Origin of the sequence: Marinirhabdus gelatinilytica, from assembly GCF_003353425.1 — a bacterium.
Lineage (GTDB): Bacteria > Bacteroidota > Bacteroidia > Flavobacteriales > Flavobacteriaceae > Marinirhabdus > Marinirhabdus gelatinilytica.
In genome coordinates this window covers 399294-420342 of sequence record NZ_QRAO01000001.1, presented here as the reverse complement: position 1 = coordinate 420342, position 21049 = coordinate 399294, and the positions used below count along the sequence as shown (strand labels likewise).

Sequence of the window (21049 nt, the reverse complement as noted above, 5' to 3'; positions counted from 1 at the left end):
CTTATTTATTTAAAATAGATAATTACGAAAAAAGACACAATCCAAAGAAAAACCATAAGTTGTACAAAATGATCTTTATATAAAAATTTAGTAGGAGATTCTGTTTTGTTAAAGACCACGCTTTGCTGTAAATAGCGAAGTAAACCCATTAAAACAAACAAAGTTGTGACATATAAATAGTCCGAACCAAAATTTTTAATTACTTCGGCAGACACGCTATACATAATATACGAAACAAGCGTAATAGAAATAGCGATGGTGAGCGCAATGTTTAAAAACTCTACCGTATAACCCTGAAGAGCTTTACGTGTATTGGTTGGCATTAAAACCAACTCTCCTCTTCGTTTTCCTAAAGCGAGAATCAAGGCTAGTGAAAATGTAAGTAACAGCGCCCATTTAGACACTAGTATTACAGCTACAAAACCCCCGAACAATACTCTAAACACAAATCCTAAAGCTATAATCGTAACATCTACTATAGGAATATTTTTCAGGTAAAAAGTATAGGCAAGATTCATTAAAAAATATGCCACTAATACTAATATCGCTTGTATGCTTAAAAAATAAAAGGCGCCAATGACCACAAATGCTGCAAAAGGAATTAGAAGTAACAGCGCTAGCTGTTTTGAAATTGCACCCGATGCCAAAGGTCTATGCTTTTTTACAGGGTGTAACTTATCTTTTTCAATGTCTTTATAGTCATTAATTATATAAATAATACTGGCTGTAAAGGAAAATAGAAAAAAAGCAATAAGGGACTCAGTAAAAAAGGAAACCTCAAGTAATCTACCCGAAAAAAAAGCTGGCAAGAATACAAAGAGGTTTTTTACCCATTGATGTACTCTTAATAAGTTGAAGATTTTCATCATAACGAATCGTTAGACTTCTTGTAATGCAACATTCTCATAGTTGTTGCCTTATGCATATTTCTAGCTTCTTTCATCTCAAATAAGCTATATCCCTCATATTCTATTTGTTTCTCTTTTAATATTTTATCTAATTGATAAATTTTATGGTGTAAGTCTATAAAAACTACATATTCTTCAGGGTCATTCTCGTTCATATATACGTCAAAATCTTTTTGCCTAGCCCGTAACTGCCTATAACCATTTTGTCTCAAGTAATAGTCAAAATTTCTTGCTTTTGAGGTTAAGAAAAGTATTGGTGTTCCATTATCTACATCTGCTGACTGAACAATTTCACGATACATACCTTTTTTTTCAAAATAAGGCTTTTCACTTGTCGCTAATATAATGGTGCTGTAAACTATAATACCAATAAAAATTCCAGTTCTAATCTTTTGGGATTTAATCTTAGCTATACTAAAAGCTAAAAGCAATACCATGGGACCAACAATAGCAATAAAATACCTATGGTTCATATTGCTATTATTATCAGATAAGTACGATTTGACAAAAGGAATTGAAAAATAAACAACAATCCAAAGAAATAGTATCGCTAATGATTTATGAGAAGAAGTGAAATATGCTGTAAAGCGTGTTGATTTAGAAAATTTACGTAGTACGAAATAAATAAGAAGTAAAGATATTATTACAAGTACTAAAAGTCCTATAAGTTTATCATTAAAGAATTCTTGAGGAAACCTATACAGCATATGCATTTTTGCTTCATTTATATAGCTGAAAGGATATTGTAAGTGCTTTAGAAAAATAGGCATCCAAGGAACAAAAAGTAAAATTGGACCTAGAAACATCAACAAATAACTCTTCCAACTATTTTTGAGTTTAGAATAATCCATTAATATTAGTAGGGTAACACCTTGGCTTATGGTAATGAATAAAGCAAAATAATGTGTATAAAGTGCTGCTGCACTAAAAAGGACATAATAAACTAAGTTGCTAGTCTTATTGGGATTGTCCAGCAGTCTTACAAAATAATAATAAGAGTAATTAGCTAGCACGAAAAGCAACATATAGGATCGAACTTCTTGACTGTATAAAATGAGAAAAGAGTTTAACACTGCCAACCATAGAGCAAAAACTGCTGTTTTTTTATTAAAAAGAAGTTTTGCCAGATGATATACGGAGAGTACTCCCAAAACTCCCAGCATTACATTAAACATTCGAAGCGAAGTATCATTAAAACCAAAGTTAATTGTCCATAGTTTTGTTAAAATATTATGTAAAGGTGGGTGCACATCTGCCGCTACAGTCTTAATAGTAAAACCCAGAGATTGTCTGTTACTTGCCGAAAACGCTGTAAAGAGCTCATCATTCCACAGCCCCTCATAATTCAGGTTAAAAATCCTGAGAAAGAATGCTACTATGAGGCCTAAATAAACCTTAAAACTATGAGTCACTTTAATATTTTTAAACATATTATTAACTTAAAATTTCTTAGTGGCGGCGAATCAAAGTAAAAAGCTTGTCATAAAAAATACTATAAATTTTTTAGGAAATGCTCCAAATAAAATTAACGCAGGATAAAAATCATTGTCACCTAAAACTCTTGAACTTCCTATACTAACTCAAAAATAGATTTTCAGTTATTTCTTTTTAAACCTAATACTATCTGTTTCAATCACAGGTGGAAAATATCCCACACGTTCTGTAGTCATTTTAAAGTCATCATAGTAAATATGTCTATCATGAACATGACCCGGAGACCAATAAAGCCCCATTTTATAATCGTGAGGCAAAATATGGTACATATTTGCTCCTTCAAAAGAACACACCTCTTCATCGCCACTTTCAAAACAAATTCCATCAATTTTTGGTTTGGAATAACCGTCCTCGTATAAACTCCAAAATATCTCGTTCTCAAAGGTGTACCAGACATCAGGTTTTAGTTCCCCTGGCCAAATAGCATATTCCATTTCATTCAGTGTACCCACATTTAGTCCATAGTGTAATTTCATATAAAAGTCACCATTAGGTGTATGCTCTACCATCATAGCAAATGGAACCCTCACCTTAACAATTTGATTTCGGTAATTGTATCCAGGATACGGGACATTGTGCCATTGATTCAATAGAATGACCCCTTTTTTTTCTTCCTTTTCAAAAAAAGATTTAGGGAACTTGAATTTAAAGGAATGTTTATTTAGATACCCAAAAGAATCTTTTGGCTTAATTATTATTTCACTCCTAAAACCTTTAGCCACGGTGTCGGTCTTAGTTAAAGAAACCTTTAATAAATCATTACTATCATCACTTGGGTCTTTTACAAATTGTAATCTATCTGGACTAGCAACTTGGTGGGTATACCAAAAAGAGTTAAACGAATCTTGAAATTTATCATTGTACTCTCTCTTTTCACCGTGATTGCTTATAACAATATCTCGATTTTCATTTTGCTTGCAACTAAACAATACTAGGGGTACTAGGAATACGTAAATAATTTTCATACTTGTTTATTTATAAGTTATTAATTTTCCAACCCCACAAAATCTATCACAATTTTATTTTCGGGAATTTGTATGTTTTTAAATTCATTGTGCGCTACCAAAAAGGCAATAATGTCTGCCTTCTCAATAGCATCGGAAATGGCGTGAAGGGTCATAGTAGAATCACTTTCGATATTGGGTTCTACACCTAGCACATTAAAGTCTGCTGTTTCTAAGCTTTCGGTGAGATACAAGGCTGGGGACTCCCTCAAATCATCGATATCGGGCTTAAAGGCCAACCCCATACAGGCAATAACGGCATCTCTACCCCTATCTACCTTAAATTGAAGCGCAGCGTTCTTTACTTTTTCAATAGCCCACTCGGTCTTGTAGTTGTTTACCTCACGTGCCTTTTTTATTACTTGGCTTTCTTCTGGAAATTCTGAAACTATAAACCACGGATCCACAGCGATACAGTGCCCACCCACTCCCGTCCCGGGTCTAAGAATGTTAACTCGTGGATGCTTGTTGGCCAAGGCGATCATTTCCCAAACGTTGATACCTGCCTTATCGCAAATCATACTCAGTTCATTGGCAAAAGCTATTTGGTTATCACGGGAAGCATTTTCTACTAGCTTTACCATTTCGGCAGTCTTGGCATTGGTGGGGTGTAGCTCACCCACCACGAAATGTTTGTAGAACGAAATGGCTTTCTGTGTAGAAGTTTCATCAATCCCACCAATAGCACGGTCGTTATGTTTCAACTCATGTAAAATATTGCCTGGCAATACCCGCTCTGGACAGTAGGCAATGTAAATCTTGTCCTTTAATTCCGGACGTGTTTCAAAAATGCGTTGTTGAATTTTTTCGGTTGTTCCTACAGGGCTGGTAGATTCCAGGATAATCAGGGCATTTTCGGAAAGTGTAGGGATAATTTTATCTACGGCTGAAAGCACGTAGGATATATCTGGCACGTGATCTCCCTTAAAGGGTGTGGGCACTGCTATAAGATAGACCTCAGCCTCAATTGGGGAGGTGCTAGCTTGTAAAAGCCCTTTGTTTACTACGTGGTGTACCAGTCCATCGAGATCTGGTTCTACAATGTGTATTTTCCCTTGGTTGATGGTATCTACTACTTCTTCCCGAATATCCACGCCGGTTACCTTTAAACCCCTGCTTGAAATCAATGCCGCAGTGGGAAGGCCTATGTAGCCTAGCCCCATCATCACTACCGTTGGTTTGTGTTCCATTACTATTTACTACTTTAATAGGAGGGGTTTTATATTTAACATTTGGCTAAACACCCCCTAGCCCCCTCTAGGAGGGATTAATAATCTAAGCTTTTAATAAAATTGACAATCCTTGATGAAGATTTTCCATCGCCATAAGGGTTGTGTAACTGGCTCATCGTTGCATAATATGAGCTGTCTTCCAGTAATTTTTTTGTTTTTGAGATGATTTCTTGAGTATCCGTGCCAACCAGCAGTACTGTTCCCTCTTCTACAGCTTCGGGTCGCTCGGTCGTGGTTCTTGTAACCAAGACAGGCTTCCCTAAACTTGGCGCTTCTTCCTGGATGCCACCGCTATCGGTAATGATCAAATAGCTTTTTTCCATCAACCAGATAAATGCGGGATAGGCCAGTGGTGCTACCAAGAATATATTGTCAATACCCGCCAATAGTTCGTGTACAGGGCCTTTTACGTTTGGATTTAAATGAACAGGATAGATAATTTGTGTCTCTGGATGTTCTTGGGCTATCGTCTTCAATGCAGAGCAAATATTCAGCAAACCTTCCCCATGGTTCTCTCTACGATGTCCTGTAACGAGAATAATTTCTTTTGAAATGTCTAGCTTTTCGGAAAGCATTTCAATTTCAGCATCGTTATAATCTGAAGCGTTTACCTTGTCAATTCCAAAAAGTAGTGCATCGATTACCGTGTTCCCTGTTACGAGAATTAAATCGTCTTTTGTGTTCTCTTTCAGCAAGTTTTCTTTTGCTCTTTTTGTAGGTGCAAAGTGGTAATCGGCAATACGGCCCGTTAGCTGCCTGTTGAATTCTTCTGGAAATGGATATTGCCTGTTAAAAGTACGTAAACCGGCTTCTACGTGGCACACCTTGGCGCCTGCATAAAACCCAGCAATGCCAACCGCCATTGAGGTTGTGGTATCTCCATGCACATATACAAAGTCTGGATCAACCTCTTCCAAAACAGGCTTCATCCCCTCTATAATCGTAGCGGTAAGGCTATACAGGTTCTGGTTGGGTTTCATCACGTCGAGGTCATACTCTGGGGTGATTTCAAAAAACTCCAGTACCTGATCCAACATTTCGCGATGTTGTGCTGTTACACACACTTTGGTGTCAAAACTTTCATCTTTGATAAATGCCTTGACCAAGGGCGCCATTTTTATGGCTTCTGGACGAGTGCCAAAAACAATTAGGTTTTTCTTTTTCATAGAACTACCCTTGGTTTTCTTTCGCTACGTCTCTTAAGTACAGGTATACATAGCGTGTGTATGCCAAGAGGAAGAATACAAATACAAAAAGTATAGGGTATATTATATGTTTTTTGTTCAGTAATCTGCCATCTGCATCTCGAGTCCTGATCTCGTGAAGTGGAACCACGATGTCCTGTGATAGAACAATTTCATCTTTTAAGATTTGATTTCTATCTTGAACCAGCAGCTTTGCATCCATAAGTTCGTTGAGGTCAAACCCTTTGTCTCTTGGGCCTATGTCTGTTCCTCCATTTTCGGTGCTGAGATAACTTTCAAAAACACCATCTATTAATGAGAGGCTCTTTTTATTATGCTCAATTTGCTCTCGCATACTTTGTTGGGCTACTTTTTTGTATTCGGCCAGTTCTGGGTCGTTGTTCAAGAAATCAAAAAAGCGTTGGACGTCCTCAGGTGTTGCGTATCCAGAAAGAGAGATATCAAATTTGAAATAATCGTATTTTTTAGCGAGGATATCATTCAGGGGTGTTTCTTCGTCAAACTCCATCCTGTTCAACAACATGTCAAGACTACGCTCGTTTATTTGATAATCATCCGTAATGTCCTTAAAATCAACGATGGGCTCAATCATTACTTCCTTCACTTGGGGGTTCCAGTGGTTCATTCCCAATGGCTTTAAGAATAATGAGTCGTATTTCTTTGCTTTAGAGTTATACAATAAGGTTGCGTTTTCAACATAAGGGAACAGCTCATAGTTAAGTTTGGCAACTACTGTTGCCTTACGGGAGGGTTTCTGATCTTTAACCTTATACCAACCCAACCCAAAGCCTATCAAAATCAAAGCGAGAATTATGAACCAAAATTTCAGGGCAAAATCGATTGCCTTGAACAAAAGGACTATCCATCCCTTAATAATTTCTTTGATTTTTTTGATGACGTACACCAAATCTACTTCGTCGTGATGTTCTTTTGCCATAACTTTATATTATGTTGTTTCTTGTATTGAAATAACCGATTGCAAACTCTTTTCCCAGTCTTTAACGAAAACATTAAATGTTTCTGTGACCTTTTTGGTGGTCAACACACTGTTCTTGGGCCGTTTTGCAAATGTAGGATAATAGTCGGTTTCTGCAAGGGTTGTTTTTGCTGTTAAGCCCAACTGTGCCACTATCTCTTTTGCAAACCCGAACCAAGTAGTGCTTCCGCCATTACTGGCATGATATACACCATATTTTTTAGGATCCTTGTGGATAATCTTTAGGATTATCCGTGCCAGGTCGTTGGCATTGGTTGGCGTGCCTGTTTGTTCCGTGGTAATGGTCAATGGGTTTCCAGCTATCGCGTGCTTTTGTATTGTCTTTAAAAAATTGTGCCCGTATTGGCTATACAGCCACGAAGTCCTTAGTACGTAATACTTTTTACATATACCCCGGATAAACTGCTCCCCTTTCAGTTTTGAGGCCCCATATACGTTTATGGGGTTGGTGGCGTCCGTCTCCACATAAGGACTTTCTTTTTCACCATCAAACACATAATCTGTTGAAATGTGTATAAGGGTTGTATCGTTCTCAGCACAAATGTCGGCTAGGTTTTTAGCCCCTTCAGCATTTATCTGGAACGCTGCTTCGGTTTCCTTTTCAGCTTGATCTACATTGGTGTATGCAGCGGTGTTGATGCAATAATCAAAACCTTGTTTACTGAAATAGGCTTTAATCGAATCTACTTCAGTGATATCCAGCCCTTCTTTGGTGGCAAACACAAACTGCAACCCCGCTTGGTTTTTTGAAGCGTCTTGTATGCACCTCCCCAATTGCCCATTTGCGCCTGTTACCAAAATCTTTTTCATACAATAGCTTCCTTAAAGCTAGGAAGTAGAAGGTCTTTTTCTGAAACTATAAATTCTTCATCGGGAAGATGCCAATCCAGTGCCAAGGTTGCGTCGTTATAGATAATTCCGCTCTCGCTGGAAGCATCATAAAAATTATCACATTTATACCCAAAAACCGAAGTTTCAGATAACGTGATGAACCCATGTGCAAAACCACGGGGGACAAAGAGCTGTTTTCGGTTCTCGGCAGTCAATTCTATGGAGAAGGATTGCCCAAAGGTTTCAGATTCATTCCTGATGTCTACCACAATATCCAGCACCCTTCCCTGGATGGCCCTGACCAATTTGGCCTGTGCCATATTCCCTTTTTGAAAATGTAACCCCCGCAGCACCCCTCTCCTTGAGGTACTCTGGTTGTCCTGTACAAAATGTATGTCCAACCCCGTAACTTTTTTAAAGGCTTGTTGGTTGTAGGTTTCACAAAAAGTACCTCGCGGGTCCTTAAAGGCCCTGGGTATTACTATAAAACAGTCTTTTAGGGGGGTGGGTCGTAGTTCCAAAATATTTATAGGTCTAACAGTGGTTTTCCGTAGCCACTCTTTAATAAGGGCTCGGCCAGTTTTTGTAATTGTTTTTTGTTAATATAGCCCATTTCGTAGGCAGCCTCTTCTATAGCACCAATCTTTAAGCCTTGGCGCTCTTCAATAACCTCAACAAATTGGGCGGCTTGCATCAGGGAGGCAAAAGTACCGGTATCCAGCCAAGCGATTCCCTTGTCCAGGATGCTTACATTAAGTTTTCCTTGTTTTAGGTATTCGTTGTTAACATCGGTTATTTCAAGCTCTCCCCTTGCGCTGGGCTGTATATTTTGTGCAATCGCTACGACTGTATTGTCGTAAAAATAGATGCCGGGCACTGCATAGTTAGATTTTGGATTCTTGGGTTTTTCTTCTATAGAAAGGGCTTTGCCTTCATCGTCAAAATCTACCACACCATATCGCTCTGGGTCATGTACGTGATAGGCGTAGATTATACCGCCATCCGGATTATTGTTTTGCTGCAACAGTTCTTTTAAACCAGAACCGTAAAAAATGTTGTCTCCCAAGATTAAAGCAACTTTATCGTTCCCAATAAAATCACGACCTATAATAAAAGCTTCTGCCAAACCATTAGGGTGGGCCTGTTCTGCGTATTGAAAATTACAGCCCAACTGTTTACCATCACCCAATAACTTTTTGAACAGTGGGAGATCCTGGGGAGTAGAAATAATCAATATTTCATTAATCCCAGCATACATGAGTGTTGATAGGGGATAATAAATCATAGGCTTATCGTACACGGGCATCAATTGCTTACTCACGGCAAGGGTGAGTGGGTGGAGCCTTGTGCCAGATCCTCCGGCTAAAATTATTCCTTTCATATGTATTTAATATTTGATAGACCGGAAGATGGGACGCCTTCTTTGTCCATCCCGGATAGATTTGCAAAATTTTTTAGTGGGCATTTCATAAAAGTCGCTCTTTGTTGTTCAAATACCACGCAATGGTTTTCTTTATGCCGCTCTCAAAATTTTCTTCGGCTTCCCATCCCAATTCGCCTTCAATTTTTGAAGCGTCGATAGCATATCTAAAGTCATGGCCGGGTCTATCGGTCACGAAACGAATTTGGTCACGGTAACTTTCAGTTTCTCCTTTGGGCTGCATTTCATCCAATAAATCGCAAATAGTATGTGCAATATAAAGGTTTTGTCGCTCGTTACGACCACCAATGTTGTAGGTTTCACCCAGTTTACCCTTGTCCAATGCCAATTGTATCCCTTTGCAGTGATCCATCACGTACAACCAATCACGTATGTTCTTTCCATCGCCGTAAATAGGGATGTCCTCGCCAGAAATTGCTTTACGGATAATGGTTGGTATCAATTTTTCTTTATGTTGGTTAGGGCCATAATTGTTGGAGCAGTTGGTTGTAACAACCGGCATTCCGTACGTGTGGAAATAACTGCGTACTATAAAGTCTGAAGAGGCCTTGGACGCACTGTACGGACTGTTGGGCGCATACGGGGTCTCCTCGGTAAAAAGACCCGTTTCGCCAAGGGTTCCATATACCTCGTCTGTTGAAACGTGAAGGAATCTGGCGTCATTAAACTCATCTTTAAGTCTATTGGGACCATCCATCCAAAGTTTGTAGGCATTTTGAAGCAAATTGAACGTGCCCACAATATTGGTCTCAATAAAAGCTGCTGGACCGGTAATGGAATTATCTACATGGCTTTCGGCTGCAAAATGTATCACGCGATTAAATTGATGCGTCTCAAAAAGTGATTTTACAAAGGCATCATCACAAATATCCCCTTTGATAAAAAAAGCTCCGTTCTCTCCCAAACAGCCCTCTAAATTTTGTAAACTTCCTGCATATGTAAGCTTGTCCAAGACAAAAATTTCGTCTTGGGTGTTTTCCATTGCATGTTGTACATAATTGGAGCCTATAAACCCTGCGCCCCCTGTGAGTAATACTTTATTGTTTTTCAAAATATATATTTAGGTTATTCTAAAATTTGATTTAACATTTTTTCGGTGATTTTATAGGTGGGTTTTACGCCACTGGTACCCAAACCACCACTCGCTAAAGTGCTACCTGTTTCCAATGGATTATCACTTGCGTAATACGCATAACGTACTTTGGTCTTGGCACTAATACTTCCCCTGATTTTTGCAGCGGCCTGGATGGCCTTTTGGTAATGTGCACCTTCCATTTCAAGCCCTATGACATTCCAGGTACTTTCGTGGAAAAATTTCAGGATGTCCCTATTCTGTAACGATGTTCCCAAAACGGTAATCATCGTGCCCGTGCAAACGTTAAGGTCGTCTTCAGCAAAATGAGACTTTTTCAATTTGTTTTTAAAAGGGTAATTATCTGCCGTGCCCTCAAACACATGGGCCGAAGGTATCATAACATCTCCCTTCCCCCCTTCCAAGATACCAGCTTTTCCCATTATGCTCACCGAAACAACGTTCATAAAATGTTGGCTTCCTTTTTCGTCTCTAAAAGGCTTCAGCAACTCGTCCATGGTTTCATAGGCTTGTTCACCAAAAGCATAGTCCATGACAATAATTACGGGTTTTTCCTCTATTTCTTTTTCTGAATGCTTGTAAATCTCCTGTGGAAATTGTGCTGTGTCGAACACTTGTACATTAATATTTGTCCCGCTGGAATCTTCTAGATACACCATCCCGTTTTCTGAAGCTCTTTTGAAAACCTTGTCCCGCAGCTTCTTGTTCTTACTGCTGCTAAGGGCTTCAAAAAGCTGTAGTCCCTTCAGTTTTTTTGCCTCGGTGGACAGTGCTGTGTTGGCGAACAGCGTGTTCATCACGCTGTGCATATTAGCGCTTATCACGTGGATGGGACGTTTCAACAGGCCTTTATCTGCCAGTGTTTGCTTAATGTTCCTGGCCCATTTTTCACCGTGGATGTGGTGCCCCAATCGCTCACGGAGTACTGGGCTAAAGGTAATAATGCGTTTTTGGTCCTTTAACGCCTCTTCAATAGCCAGTTTTCCCAGGTAATAAATAATGTTGAAAAACCTATTGGGGTTTTCATCACTTGCAAACAAAGGAAAAACACTTTTTACCTCATCAAAGGTGCGGCCCAAGAAACTAGCGGTATGGGTAAGGGCTACTTCTTTCTCTTCCTGTGTAAGTTTTCCTTTTTTTGTAACAGCTGCCTCCAGTTTTTTCCAGTCGCGTATTACATGTCCCTCTTCATTGATCACCACTTGCCTCATTATTTTATGGGACTCTATGTACAAGAAGGTAAGGTGCGTTAACACATCATAAATCTCCGAACGGCCACGGGTAACCTCAATATTCATCTGTTCTTCGTCTATGCGATAGCAATTACGACGTCGTTTTGCTGGGATAATGGGTTCAAAATGTGAATTGGCATAGCCCTCGTCACTGGTAAGGTTTATGTAGGTACATTCCTCAATACCAAAGGGCAGACGGTCCATCACATACAATAAGCCCTGGAGTTCTATTTTATCTTCGGCAATGCTGCCGTATATCTCTGGACGCAAGATAAGCAAGGACTCTCGCAGCGTCTCTCCAGAAACCCCCATGGGCTTATAGAACCCACGATTGAACAAATGACGCATGGTGATGTACAAACGCTCTATAGCTCCCGTACTTTCCTGTGCACGTGTTCTTTTGTGTGTGTTTATCAAACTCATATTGGTTGCAAAGATAGGGGTTTGGTGAATTGGTGAATTGGTGAGTTGGTAAATTTTTGTTGGTAGCGGTTAAATAATGATAAAAAAGGGAGCACAAGCACCCTTTAGGGCTGGGGCGAGCTATGAAAATATAACAGCAGAATAGCAAAGGTAGCTAAGTCTGTCTGATAGGGTTTCGGGAATAACTTTTGTTTTCGTACCGTCCTGGAGTGCACCCGAGCTAAGACCTTTCGGGTTGCCAACGCACCATCCCAAGAAACCCGCAAGGACTCTCCCTCGCTCATCGCTTATTGAAAAGAACGAGCGAAATAGCTAGTATACTACCCTCTACAACCTATCCGCAATCTTCCTGTCGTTGGACAATCTGGGCACTTTGTTCTGGCCGCCCAGCTTCCCTTGCGATTTCATGTATTTCTGAAAACTATCTTTGGGCAATGCCTTGATTTTAAGTGGCTGCAGGATTTTGCCTTCAATTAAATCGAAATAGTAGCTGTTTTGTTCTTGCATTGATGCGTCCAGCTTTTTGGCTATTTGGTCAAGGTGCTTGGGCTCGTCCTCGAATTCGATGAGCCATTCGTGGTAGGGAAGTTCGCCTTCGGGAGGACTGGTTTGAGGGGCTACGGTAAATTCTGAAATACTGAAACCAAAGGTCTCCATGGCTTCGTTTATAGCTTGTTCTACCTCCTTGCCTATCACATGTTCCCCAAATGCCGAAATAAAGTGTTTTATACGCCCCGAAACAATTACCCTGTAGGGTTTCACCGAAGTAAACTGAACAGTGTCTCCCACATTATATGCCCATAATCCCGCGTTGGTTGAGACCAGTAGTACATAGTTTACGCCCAGCTGTACGTCACCAATGGTAAGACGCTTAGGGTTTTCTTCAAAAAATTGGTCTGCTTCCACAAACTCGAAGAACATTCCGCTGTTCAATTGTAGTAACATGCCTTTTTCTTTCTGGCTATCCTGAAAGGCAAAGAAACCTTCCGAAGCTGGGAAAAGCTCAATACTTGGGACTTTTCGACCTATCAACGCTTCAAACTTTGCACGATAGGGTTCGTAGTTAACCCCCCCGTAAATGAACAATTCAAAATTAGGGAATAGTTCGCCTACGGGCTTCCCGGTTTTTACCTTCAGTTTTTCAAAATACATCTGTACCCACGATGGGATACCGCTTATCATGCGCATATCTTGGTTTCTGGTCTCTTCAACAATGGCATCTACCTTTTTTTCCCAGTCCTCAATACAATTTGTTTCCCAACTAGGGAGCCTGTTTTTTTGAAGGTAGTTAGGGACATAATGCGCCACGATACCGGACAATCTGCCTACCTGTATGCCGTTTTTTTCGGTCATCTCTGGGCTACCTTGCAAGAAAATCATTTTTCCATCCACAAAGTCTGCATTGCCAGTTTCATTAATGTAACATAGCATGGCATTACGCGCCCCTTGTAGATGGGATGGCATGGAGTCCTTGGTCAACGGGATATATTTTGCACCAGAAGTAGTGCCAGAGGTCTTGGCAAAATAGAGTGGTTTTCCTGGCCAGAGAATATTTTCCTGGCCCTTTACAACTTCTTCAACATAAGGCTTTAATGCTTCGTAATCCCTAATGGGCACCTGCTTTGCAAAATCATGGTATGAAGAAATTTCAGAAAAACCATGGTCTTTCCCGAAGCTAGTGTTTGCGGCTGTTTCAATAAGTTTTTTAAAAACCTTTTGCTGGGTTTTTACAGGGTTAGAAGACCAACGACTGATTTTTCGTACCGTGGTCTTGGCAAATATTTTGGCGGCAAAAGATTTTAAAGACATAGGCTATTCAAAATCTATAAAGTTTGTGGGGTCTATGGGGTAACCATCGCTCCAAAGTTCAAAATGGAGGTGTGGACCAGTGGTGAGATCTCCCGTGTTTCCCACTTTGGCAATTACCTCACCGGCCGTTACCAGTTCGCCCTGCTCTTTATTTAGGGAGGCATTGTGTTTGTAAGCTGAGATAATATTGTTCCTGTGCTCAATAATCATTACATAGCCTGTCTCAGCGGTCCACTCTGCAAAGATTACGGTTCCATCTGCCACTGCTTTTACCGGGGCATCTTTAACAGTAACCACATCCACCGCAAAATGCTTCTCTTCTGGATCGTATGGAGATGATATGGTTCCTTTCACGGGTGCAAATAGCGCCATATTAATATCACCGGCTTCAGCTAAAGGGTTATATTTATCTTCCCGCGCAACTTTTTCCCGCAACAGTGAATCTTGTTTAGAAGGTTCCAGATTTACCTGCGATGCATCGATATTGGCAGCTTCAATGATAGAATCTTTATTGAAGTCGACTGTTTTAACGTCCCCTGTGAGCACTTTACGTATCGAGGCAAGGTATTGCTCGTTCACGACGAGTTCTTGCTGTAGCGAGTCTGTTTTATAGGCAAGATTGGTTGCTTTTTGTTTTAAGCTGGTGGAGGAATACCCTGGGATATATTCCCGTAATGGGGTAAAAGCAATTAGGATGATAGTGGCTATAATAAGCACGAGCGCAAATATGGTGCTGAACACAAATACATTAAGCCTATTCAGTTTAAAGGAAAAGCGCTCCTCGAAAGTGTCTTCATTGAGCACAACCAAGCGATACTTGTGTAGTAGCTTTTTCTTTATTTTTTTGGAACGTTTCTCACTCTTTGCCATAGCGTGTACAAATATAAAATAATTGAAAGCGGTTTTGTAGCTATCTTATGAGCAAAAACGTTGTTTCTTATAAAAACTTGTTACCTTTGCCATATTAAATTTTGAATACTATGGAAGCACTTTTTATCCCTATGGTTATTGGTTGGCCGCAAATTGTCTTAATTGTTGTGGTGGTCCTGCTATTGTTTGGTGGTCGTAAAATCCCCGAAATGATGCGCGGGCTTGGAAGCGGAATTAAGGAATTTAAAGATGCCTCCAAAGAAGATAAAGATGAGAAACTGGAGGAAAAGAAATAATCTCTCTTGTAAGCAACACAATAAAACCCGCTAGGAACTTTCTCTAGCGGGTTTTTTGTGTTTGGGTATTTTTTATAATCCCAGAAAAGACACCCCTCCTTTCCTCAAGGGAACAAGATTGCTAATTAATCTTGGCGGACTTGATAATAGCCTCCAACTCAAACTGAAGATCTCTTTTTTCTTCGGAAGGTGCATAGGTAAACCCTTCTATGATGAGCCAGCGGTCGTTGACCTCGTCCCTAACCGCGTAGTTAACAAAGGGGCCTGCCATATACGCATCGGTAATTTCCCAGGTTCCCTTGGTGATGTAGGTTTGTTTTCCGTCCAATTCGGCATTGAAGAGGAATGGGGAATATGCTGCTTCGGTAATAAATTTACTGCCGTCCTCCACTGGCAATAATGCTGCGCCAATGGTATTCCTCACGTTTATGATATCGGCCATGGTACTATCCTTGCTTATGGCGCTTAGGGGTGCTTCATAAATAAAAATATTGGTAGTGCCGGCTTCGATATTTTTTCGCAACCAGTAGTAGTCGCCCCCAGATTTAGCAACACGATATGCGGTGGGTACTTTTAGGTTGACTCCAAATTCTTTTTGTAGGGTATCCAGTTTTCGTAGGGAGAGCCTGATACGCTTTTGTTTTTCCTTTATTTCGGAAGCATAGAATGCAGCCTTTATTTGCTCTTGGTTCTCTTTTATCAACGCTATAAGCTCACCTGTTGTTGGTGCCGTAAGGAAAGCACCTGTTTGGGGCTTGGCAAAGCTGTTTTTCTTTAAGCTGAAATTGGTAGAATCGCTAAGTGTGGCGTGTAAAAATATGCGGTACCGTTGTGCAAAATCTGTAAAGCTACTAGGCTTCATTTGCACCATAGAGTACAAAGGTTCGTCTTGTGGTAACCCATCGGCTGGAGCAGCGAAATATTCTCTTATGGTCTCACCTACCTCACCATTCCACAGTTCTTCAGGGGTTACAATTTGAAGGGAATTTATATTACCTACTGAATCTGGCCTGTAGGTACTTTTGCTCTTGGAGCCATCGTTACAGGAAGTTGCAACAAATAATAAGCAGAGAAATGCTATGTATATTGATTTCATGGAAAATGTGTTCTATGGAATTTCTAGCTCTTTTTAATCTTTAGCTTCATTCCTGGTTTAAGTTTAGTACCGCCAATACCGTTCCATTTTTTAAGATTGTCCACTGTAACCCCAGGAAATTTTCTTGAAATGCTCCAAAGAGAATCTCCATTTTTCACAGTATATGTTCTTGCAGAGTTATGGTCACTATCTTTTTTGCTTTGGCCACTAGCCGTAGCTCCTGAAGGTTTTCTTGGATAAATTGTAAGTCTTTGTCCTATACGCAATCTATTGCTCCTAAGACCGTTCCACCGTTTGATACTGGAAATTGACACTCCATATTTTTCGGCTATTTTACCTAGATAGTCGCCACTACGTACACGGTATCTAATCTTGTCGCTCTGCTCAAAAAACTGTGGGAGTGGCTTTTCCCGCTCGGCAAGCTCTTTTTCAGCAAAGGCATATACTGCATTTTCGTTTGCAACAAATTTGCCCACAGCATCTATAGGGAGCCTAAGTACATAGTTTTCGTCCTCTATAACCGGTATAACATCTTTTTTATAGGAAGGGTTTAAAAACCGCACCTCTTCAATATCCAGGTTTGTTACTTCAGCAACCTGTTGTAGGGTGATCATTTTTTTGACCTTCAGAGTATCTGTAGCGATGAATGGAAACTTTGGCCCATTACTCCTAAAGCCATGTTCTTCGGCATATTCAAAAATATACATCGTTGCCAGAAATGCGGGGAGATACCCTGCTGTTTCACGTGGAAGATGCTGCCGAATATTCCAGTAATTTTTATATCCGCCTGACCTGCGCAATGCCTTGGAAACGTTACCAGGACCCGAATTGTATGCTGCAAGCGCCAGATCCCAGTCTCCCAGGCTCTTTTCAAGGCTTTTAAGGTATTTGCAGGCAGCTTCGGTTGCCATAATGGGGTCCGACCGTTCATCAACGTAGCTATTAACTTCCAATCCGAATATCTTCCCCGTAGCGAACATAAACTGCCACAGGCCCTGTGCGCCTACACGAGAAGTTGCTCTTGGGTCCAATGCAGATTCTACAATGGCTAAGTATTTCATTTCCAAGGGCAGCCCGTGCTTGTCCAATTGCTCTTCGAACATGGGAAAATAATAGTCGCTAAGCGCCATGAGCCTAGCCATTGTGGTGCGACGGTTTTTTAAATAGCCTTTTATTACACTTTCAAGGGATGGGTTATACTCTACATTAAAAGGGGTTCTGGCGTTTAGTTCTTCCAATCGTTGTTTCAAAACCTCTGTAGGTAATTCTTCATATTCAACAGGTTCGTAAACTTCATTTACAACGCTGCCATACATTTCTTCAAAACGTCCGGTGCCAAACAGCTCCTTAAGCCAGAGGCTGTCTATTTTTCTGGCCTCTTTCATATCTTCCAAAGTATAGACCAGTGTGTCCTTGATTTCGGTTGCAACCACGGTTTTTGGTAATTCACTTGAAAAAGGGGTTACCATTATAGAATCTACCATTTGCAATTGCTTGCGTTGAAGGGAGTCTATGGCGTTTTCATCTTGTGCCAACAAGGTTGTAATTGCAAAAAAGGTCAGTAAGCTAAGGGAAACTGTTTTCATAGAAAGGAAACGCAACTTTTTAAGGTAAATTATGGTTAAAAGTAATGAAATGAATGGTTTGCACAAATTTTTAACATTGTTTGATATGGAGCCACGCCTATTCTAGGATAGCTTTTATACCCGGCAAGGTTTTTCCCTCTAGCATCTCCAGCATTGCGCCGCCACCTGTTGAAACATAGCTAACCTTATGGGTAAGCCCAAATTGCTTTACAGCTGCTACAGAATCTCCTCCGCCCACTAATGAGAATGCCCCGTTTTTTGTTGCATTTGCAATGGCGTCGCCAAGTTTTTTGGTGCCCTCAGCAAATTGTTCCATTTCAAAAACACCAACAGGGCCGTTCCACAAGATGGTGTTGGATTTTGCGATGATTTCGGCAAATTGTTCGTTGCTACGAGGCCCTGAATCGAGCCCCAACCAACCCTCTGGGATATTGTCCGCTGGTTCATTGGTGGTATTGGCATATTCCGAAAAGCTATCGCCCGCAACAACATCTACCGGCAAGTGCACCTGTACGCTCTTCTCCTTTGCCTTTCTCATAATTTCCATTGCAGTATCCTGCTTGTCTTCTTCAACCAAGGAACCGCCTATGTTTCCGCCCATTGCCTTGATAAAGGTGAAGGCCATTCCTCCTCCAATAATCAAATGGTCTATGGTATCCAATATGTTTTCTATAACAGTGATCTTAGACGAAACCTTAGCCCCGCCAATAATTGCAGTGACGGGGGATTTACCATCAGAAAGCACTTTTTTTACATTTTCAATTTCAGAAGCCAATAGTAGCCCAAAGCATTTATCGTTAGGGAAAAAATCTGCTATTACTGCCGTAGAAGCGTGTTCCCTATGGGCAGTACCAAATGCATCGTTCACATAATAATCCCCTAAAGAAGCCAATTTTTCAGCAAACCCCCTATCTCCCTGGGTTTCTTCTGGGTAATACCGGACATTTTCCAACAGTAAAATTTCTCCAGGGTTTAAATTATCCACCGCTTCTTGCGCGGCTGGGCCAATACAGTCCTCCACAAATTTAACCTGAACACCCAAGATTTCGGTCGCAGTATTTACAATATGACGCAATGAAAATTTATCTTCCCTGTTTTTTGGCCTTCCCAGGTGGGAAAGTAGGATACAGCTCCCTTCATCTTCTAAAATATTGTGAATTGTGGGTTTGGCGGCTTCAATTCGTGTAGTATCGGTTACTTCAAGGTCGTCATTTAACGGAACATTGAAGTCTACCCGTACCAAGACCTTCTTATTGTTGAAATTTATATCTTTTACTGTTTTCATGCTGAAATTTTATCGAACAAAGATACTGTTTTTGACCAATAGGAAACACCTTGCCAATAGCTGTTAATTGCTTAGTTTTGCGTATGGATTTTTCTGAAGTAGTAGGTCACAAACACCTTAAATCGCACTTAACCACTAGCTTGGAAAATGGGCGAATTCCCCACGCACAGCTATTTGTAGGGCCTTTGGGCACTGGCTTGTTGCCCATGGCGCTTGCGTATGCTTCTGAAATTTTATGTGAAGGACTGAAAAAAGGAAGTGATGAGGAACAACTTTCCCGTAAGAGAGTGGCACAGTTATCGCATCCCGACCTACATTTTGTCTTTCCTGTGAACACCAATGATAAAGTAAGAAAGCATCCCGTCTCCTCGCTGTTCATGGAAGAATGGCGGCAATTTGTACAAGAAACTCCCTATGCTTCCCTATTCTCTTGGCTTAAATCCTTGGGTATAGAGAACAAGCAGGGTAATATTAATGTAGATGAAGCAGCAGATTTGCTGAAAACGCTATCCCTAAAATCTTTTGAGGGCGGTTTCAAGGTGGTTATTGCGTGGATGGCAGATAATATGAACACACAATGCGCAAATAAAATATTAAAACTGCTGGAAGAACCCCCCGAAAGAACGGTATTGCTGTTACTTACAGAGCAGGAAGAACAGCTCATAGGCACGATCCGGTCCAGGTGTCAAATATTACATTTCCCGCTTCTCTCTGAAGAAGATATAGCAACATATCTTGTTGAAAAGCGAGGCTTGGACGCCAAAAATGCCTTACAAGTTTCCCATAGGGCTGGAGGCGATCTTCAGCGCGCATTACAATTGTTGGAAGAAGATGGTGAGGCCTCAATATTCAACAAATGGTTTGTAACCTGGGTACGCACCGCTTTTAAAGCAAAAGGAAATAAGAAAGCCATACACGAATTGCTCAAATGGAGCGACAACCTTGCTGGTGTTGGTCGAGAGACACAAAAAAAGTTTTTGGGTTATTGCATAGAAACATTCCGGCAAGCCTTATTAAAAAATTACAAAGCAGATTCTCTATTGTTTTTTGAGAGTTCTGATGGTTCTTTTGATATTTCAAAATTTGCTCCTTTTGTACATCAAAACAACATTTTTGAAATATGTGAGGCGCTCGAAGATGCTTCTTACCATATTGAGAGAAATGGTAATGCGAAACTTATATTTTCAGACTTGAGCATTAAACTAACCAGACTCATCCACAAAAAAGAGTTGACATAACCCCTCCTTATTGCAAGACGCTTTTAAATAAACTTTATCTATCAATAATTAGCTTATTTTTAGCTGTTCTAAGCACATTTTGTGTTTTGTGCCAAAGTAGTGCTGTCCTGTGCCTAAAAGGGGGCTTAAAAGCCATAAAATACCCTATATATGCTTTTTAAAGCAATAAATCAGGGAAGAATACTCTTTGGTGCGCATCGCTTTCAAATTTGAAACCAACCCGACCCAAAAAGCCCTAATTGAAAAATTATTTCCTGTTTTATACTTTTCTGAAAGTAAGCTAACATAGTAAGAATCGAAAAGCATAGGCTTCATAGTAACCAGCTTAAAAGTATCTTTCAGGATTTTTGGGATAGATACTCTTGAAAAGTGCCAAAGGTGTCTAGGAACATCGTAAGCAGCCCAATGTTTTTTATAATAATTGGCATCGTAACTCTTAAAGTTGGGCACAGCGATTATCAGGATTCCATTTTCATGTAAAAGTGAATGGTAGGTTTGTAACATTTCTTTGTAGTTGGGAATATGTTCCAACACATGCCATAAGGTAATCACATCGAACTTTTGGGAAAGAACTTCTTGTATGTCTTGTTTTAAATCAAGATTTTTTTCTGCAGCTAGACTTCTAGCTTTTGCGCTAACTTCTACTCCAGAAACCTCCCAACCCCTATTTTTTGCTACAACTAAAAAATCGCCGGTTCCTGCTCCAATATCCAACAACTTACCATTTCCATTATTCAGTTTTGTAACGAGTTTTACCTTTCTCTTAAGAGCGAATTCTTTTACAGTTTGGTACAGAAATGAAATTACTCCCTTCTTGTCGTCAGTATGGGAAATATAGTTTTCGCTTTCGTAATATGAATGTAGGGTTTCCTCTAAAGGTTGTGGGCTTGTGATGAGCATCTCTAGCTCCGGATCAAACAAAAGCTTAAATTCTTCACCAGAAACCAGGTGATCCTTTATAGAAATATAAACAGATTTTGAAACCACAGGAATAAGTTGAAATTTATAA

The 21049-nt window shown here is 40.2% G+C and carries 19 protein-coding genes; 2 read left to right on the top strand and 17 right to left on the bottom strand.

Features of this window, described 5'->3' with window-relative positions; translation table 11 throughout:
• Positions 1 to 5: 5 nt before the first annotated feature.
• The 13 genes from C8D94_RS01885 to C8D94_RS01825 form a co-directional block, all read right to left on the bottom strand.
• The gene (locus C8D94_RS01885) at positions 6 to 869 is read right to left on the bottom strand and encodes a UbiA prenyltransferase family protein (RefSeq protein ID WP_115122207.1); all 864 of its coding nucleotides are present in this window, start codon (positions 867 to 869) and stop codon (positions 6 to 8) included.
• The gene (locus tag C8D94_RS01880) at positions 866 to 2338 is read right to left on the bottom strand and encodes a glycosyltransferase family 39 protein (RefSeq protein ID WP_115122206.1); all 1473 of its coding nucleotides are present in this window, start codon (positions 2336 to 2338) and stop codon (positions 866 to 868) included. Before C8D94_RS01880 ends, C8D94_RS01885 begins: the two co-directional genes overlap by 4 nt.
• Before the next feature lie 168 nt (positions 2339 to 2506).
• Positions 2507 to 3367, bottom strand: coding sequence for a heparin lyase I family protein (locus tag C8D94_RS01875; protein ID WP_115122205.1), 861 nt, complete (start codon positions 3365 to 3367; stop codon positions 2507 to 2509).
• 20 nt (positions 3368 to 3387) lie between these two features.
• On the bottom strand, positions 3388 to 4596 hold the full coding sequence (wecC, locus tag C8D94_RS01870) for a UDP-N-acetyl-D-mannosamine dehydrogenase (protein WP_245946163.1): 1209 nt from the start codon (positions 4594 to 4596) through the stop codon (positions 3388 to 3390).
• 77 nt (positions 4597 to 4673) lie between these two features.
• Positions 4674 to 5804 carry a non-hydrolyzing UDP-N-acetylglucosamine 2-epimerase gene (gene wecB, locus C8D94_RS01865; protein ID WP_115122204.1) on the bottom strand — a complete coding sequence of 377 codons (1131 nt, stop codon included), beginning with the start codon at positions 5802 to 5804 and terminating at the stop codon, positions 4674 to 4676.
• Between the two features lie 4 nt (positions 5805 to 5808).
• Positions 5809 to 6780, bottom strand: coding sequence for a hypothetical protein (locus tag C8D94_RS01860; RefSeq protein ID WP_115122203.1), 972 nt, complete (start codon positions 6778 to 6780; stop codon positions 5809 to 5811).
• Between the two features lie 9 nt (positions 6781 to 6789).
• The gene (gene rfbD / locus C8D94_RS01855) at positions 6790 to 7650 is read right to left on the bottom strand and encodes a dTDP-4-dehydrorhamnose reductase (RefSeq protein WP_115122202.1); all 861 of its coding nucleotides are present in this window, start codon (positions 7648 to 7650) and stop codon (positions 6790 to 6792) included.
• Positions 7647 to 8192 carry a dTDP-4-dehydrorhamnose 3,5-epimerase gene (gene rfbC / locus C8D94_RS01850; RefSeq protein WP_115122201.1) on the bottom strand — a complete coding sequence of 182 codons (546 nt, stop codon included), beginning with the start codon at positions 8190 to 8192 and terminating at the stop codon, positions 7647 to 7649. The genes rfbD and rfbC overlap by 4 nt, the downstream gene beginning before the upstream one ends.
• A gap of 5 nt (positions 8193 to 8197) precedes the next feature.
• Entirely contained in the window at positions 8198 to 9052 is an 855-nt protein-coding gene (gene rfbA / locus C8D94_RS01845) for a glucose-1-phosphate thymidylyltransferase RfbA (RefSeq protein ID WP_115122200.1), read from the bottom strand.
• An 85-nt stretch (positions 9053 to 9137) separates the two neighbouring features.
• Positions 9138 to 10163 (bottom strand): dTDP-glucose 4,6-dehydratase, encoded by a 1026-nt coding sequence (gene rfbB / locus C8D94_RS01840; protein WP_115122199.1) that lies wholly within the window; start codon positions 10161 to 10163, stop codon positions 9138 to 9140.
• Between the two features lie 14 nt (positions 10164 to 10177).
• Entirely contained in the window at positions 10178 to 11860 is a 1683-nt protein-coding gene (locus tag C8D94_RS01835) for a DUF6909 family protein (protein ID WP_115122198.1), read from the bottom strand.
• A 327-nt stretch (positions 11861 to 12187) separates the two neighbouring features.
• On the bottom strand, positions 12188 to 13669 hold the full coding sequence (locus tag C8D94_RS01830) for a GH3 auxin-responsive promoter family protein (protein WP_115122197.1): 1482 nt from the start codon (positions 13667 to 13669) through the stop codon (positions 12188 to 12190).
• A 3-nt stretch (positions 13670 to 13672) separates the two neighbouring features.
• Complete coding sequence (locus C8D94_RS01825; RefSeq protein ID WP_115122196.1) at positions 13673 to 14539, bottom strand: M23 family metallopeptidase; 867 nt, start codon at positions 14537 to 14539, stop codon at positions 13673 to 13675.
• Positions 14540 to 14649: 110 nt separating this feature from the next.
• On the opposite strand from C8D94_RS01825, the gene tatA reads away from it, so the two are divergent.
• Positions 14650 to 14835: a twin-arginine translocase TatA/TatE family subunit gene (tatA, locus tag C8D94_RS01820; protein ID WP_115122195.1), complete on the top strand. Its 186-nt coding sequence runs from the start codon at positions 14650 to 14652 to the stop codon at positions 14833 to 14835.
• A gap of 121 nt (positions 14836 to 14956) precedes the next feature.
• On the opposite strand, the gene C8D94_RS01815 is transcribed toward tatA, so the two are convergent.
• The 3 genes from C8D94_RS01815 to C8D94_RS01805 all read right to left on the bottom strand — a co-directional run bounded on the left by C8D94_RS01815 (position 14957) and on the right by C8D94_RS01805 (position 18802).
• Positions 14957 to 15931, bottom strand: a complete 975-nt coding sequence (locus C8D94_RS01815; RefSeq protein WP_115122194.1) for a DUF4837 family protein — start codon at positions 15929 to 15931, stop codon at positions 14957 to 14959.
• A 23-nt stretch (positions 15932 to 15954) separates the two neighbouring features.
• A complete protein-coding gene (locus tag C8D94_RS01810; RefSeq protein WP_115122193.1) occupies positions 15955 to 17517 on the bottom strand; it encodes a LysM peptidoglycan-binding domain-containing protein in 1563 nt (520 codons plus the stop codon).
• A gap of 97 nt (positions 17518 to 17614) precedes the next feature.
• Positions 17615 to 18802 carry a phosphoglycerate kinase gene (locus C8D94_RS01805; protein WP_115122192.1) on the bottom strand — a complete coding sequence of 396 codons (1188 nt, stop codon included), beginning with the start codon at positions 18800 to 18802 and terminating at the stop codon, positions 17615 to 17617.
• 83 nt (positions 18803 to 18885) lie between these two features.
• Here C8D94_RS01805 and C8D94_RS01800 point away from each other — a divergent pair, with 83 nt between their 5' ends.
• On the top strand, positions 18886 to 20040 hold the full coding sequence (locus C8D94_RS01800; RefSeq protein WP_115122191.1) for a DNA polymerase III subunit: 1155 nt from the start codon (positions 18886 to 18888) through the stop codon (positions 20038 to 20040).
• 144 nt (positions 20041 to 20184) lie between these two features.
• On the opposite strand, the gene C8D94_RS01795 is transcribed toward C8D94_RS01800, so the two are convergent.
• Entirely contained in the window at positions 20185 to 21027 is an 843-nt protein-coding gene (locus C8D94_RS01795) for a class I SAM-dependent methyltransferase (RefSeq protein ID WP_317047684.1), read from the bottom strand.
• Between the last annotated feature and the right edge of the window lie 22 nt (positions 21028 to 21049).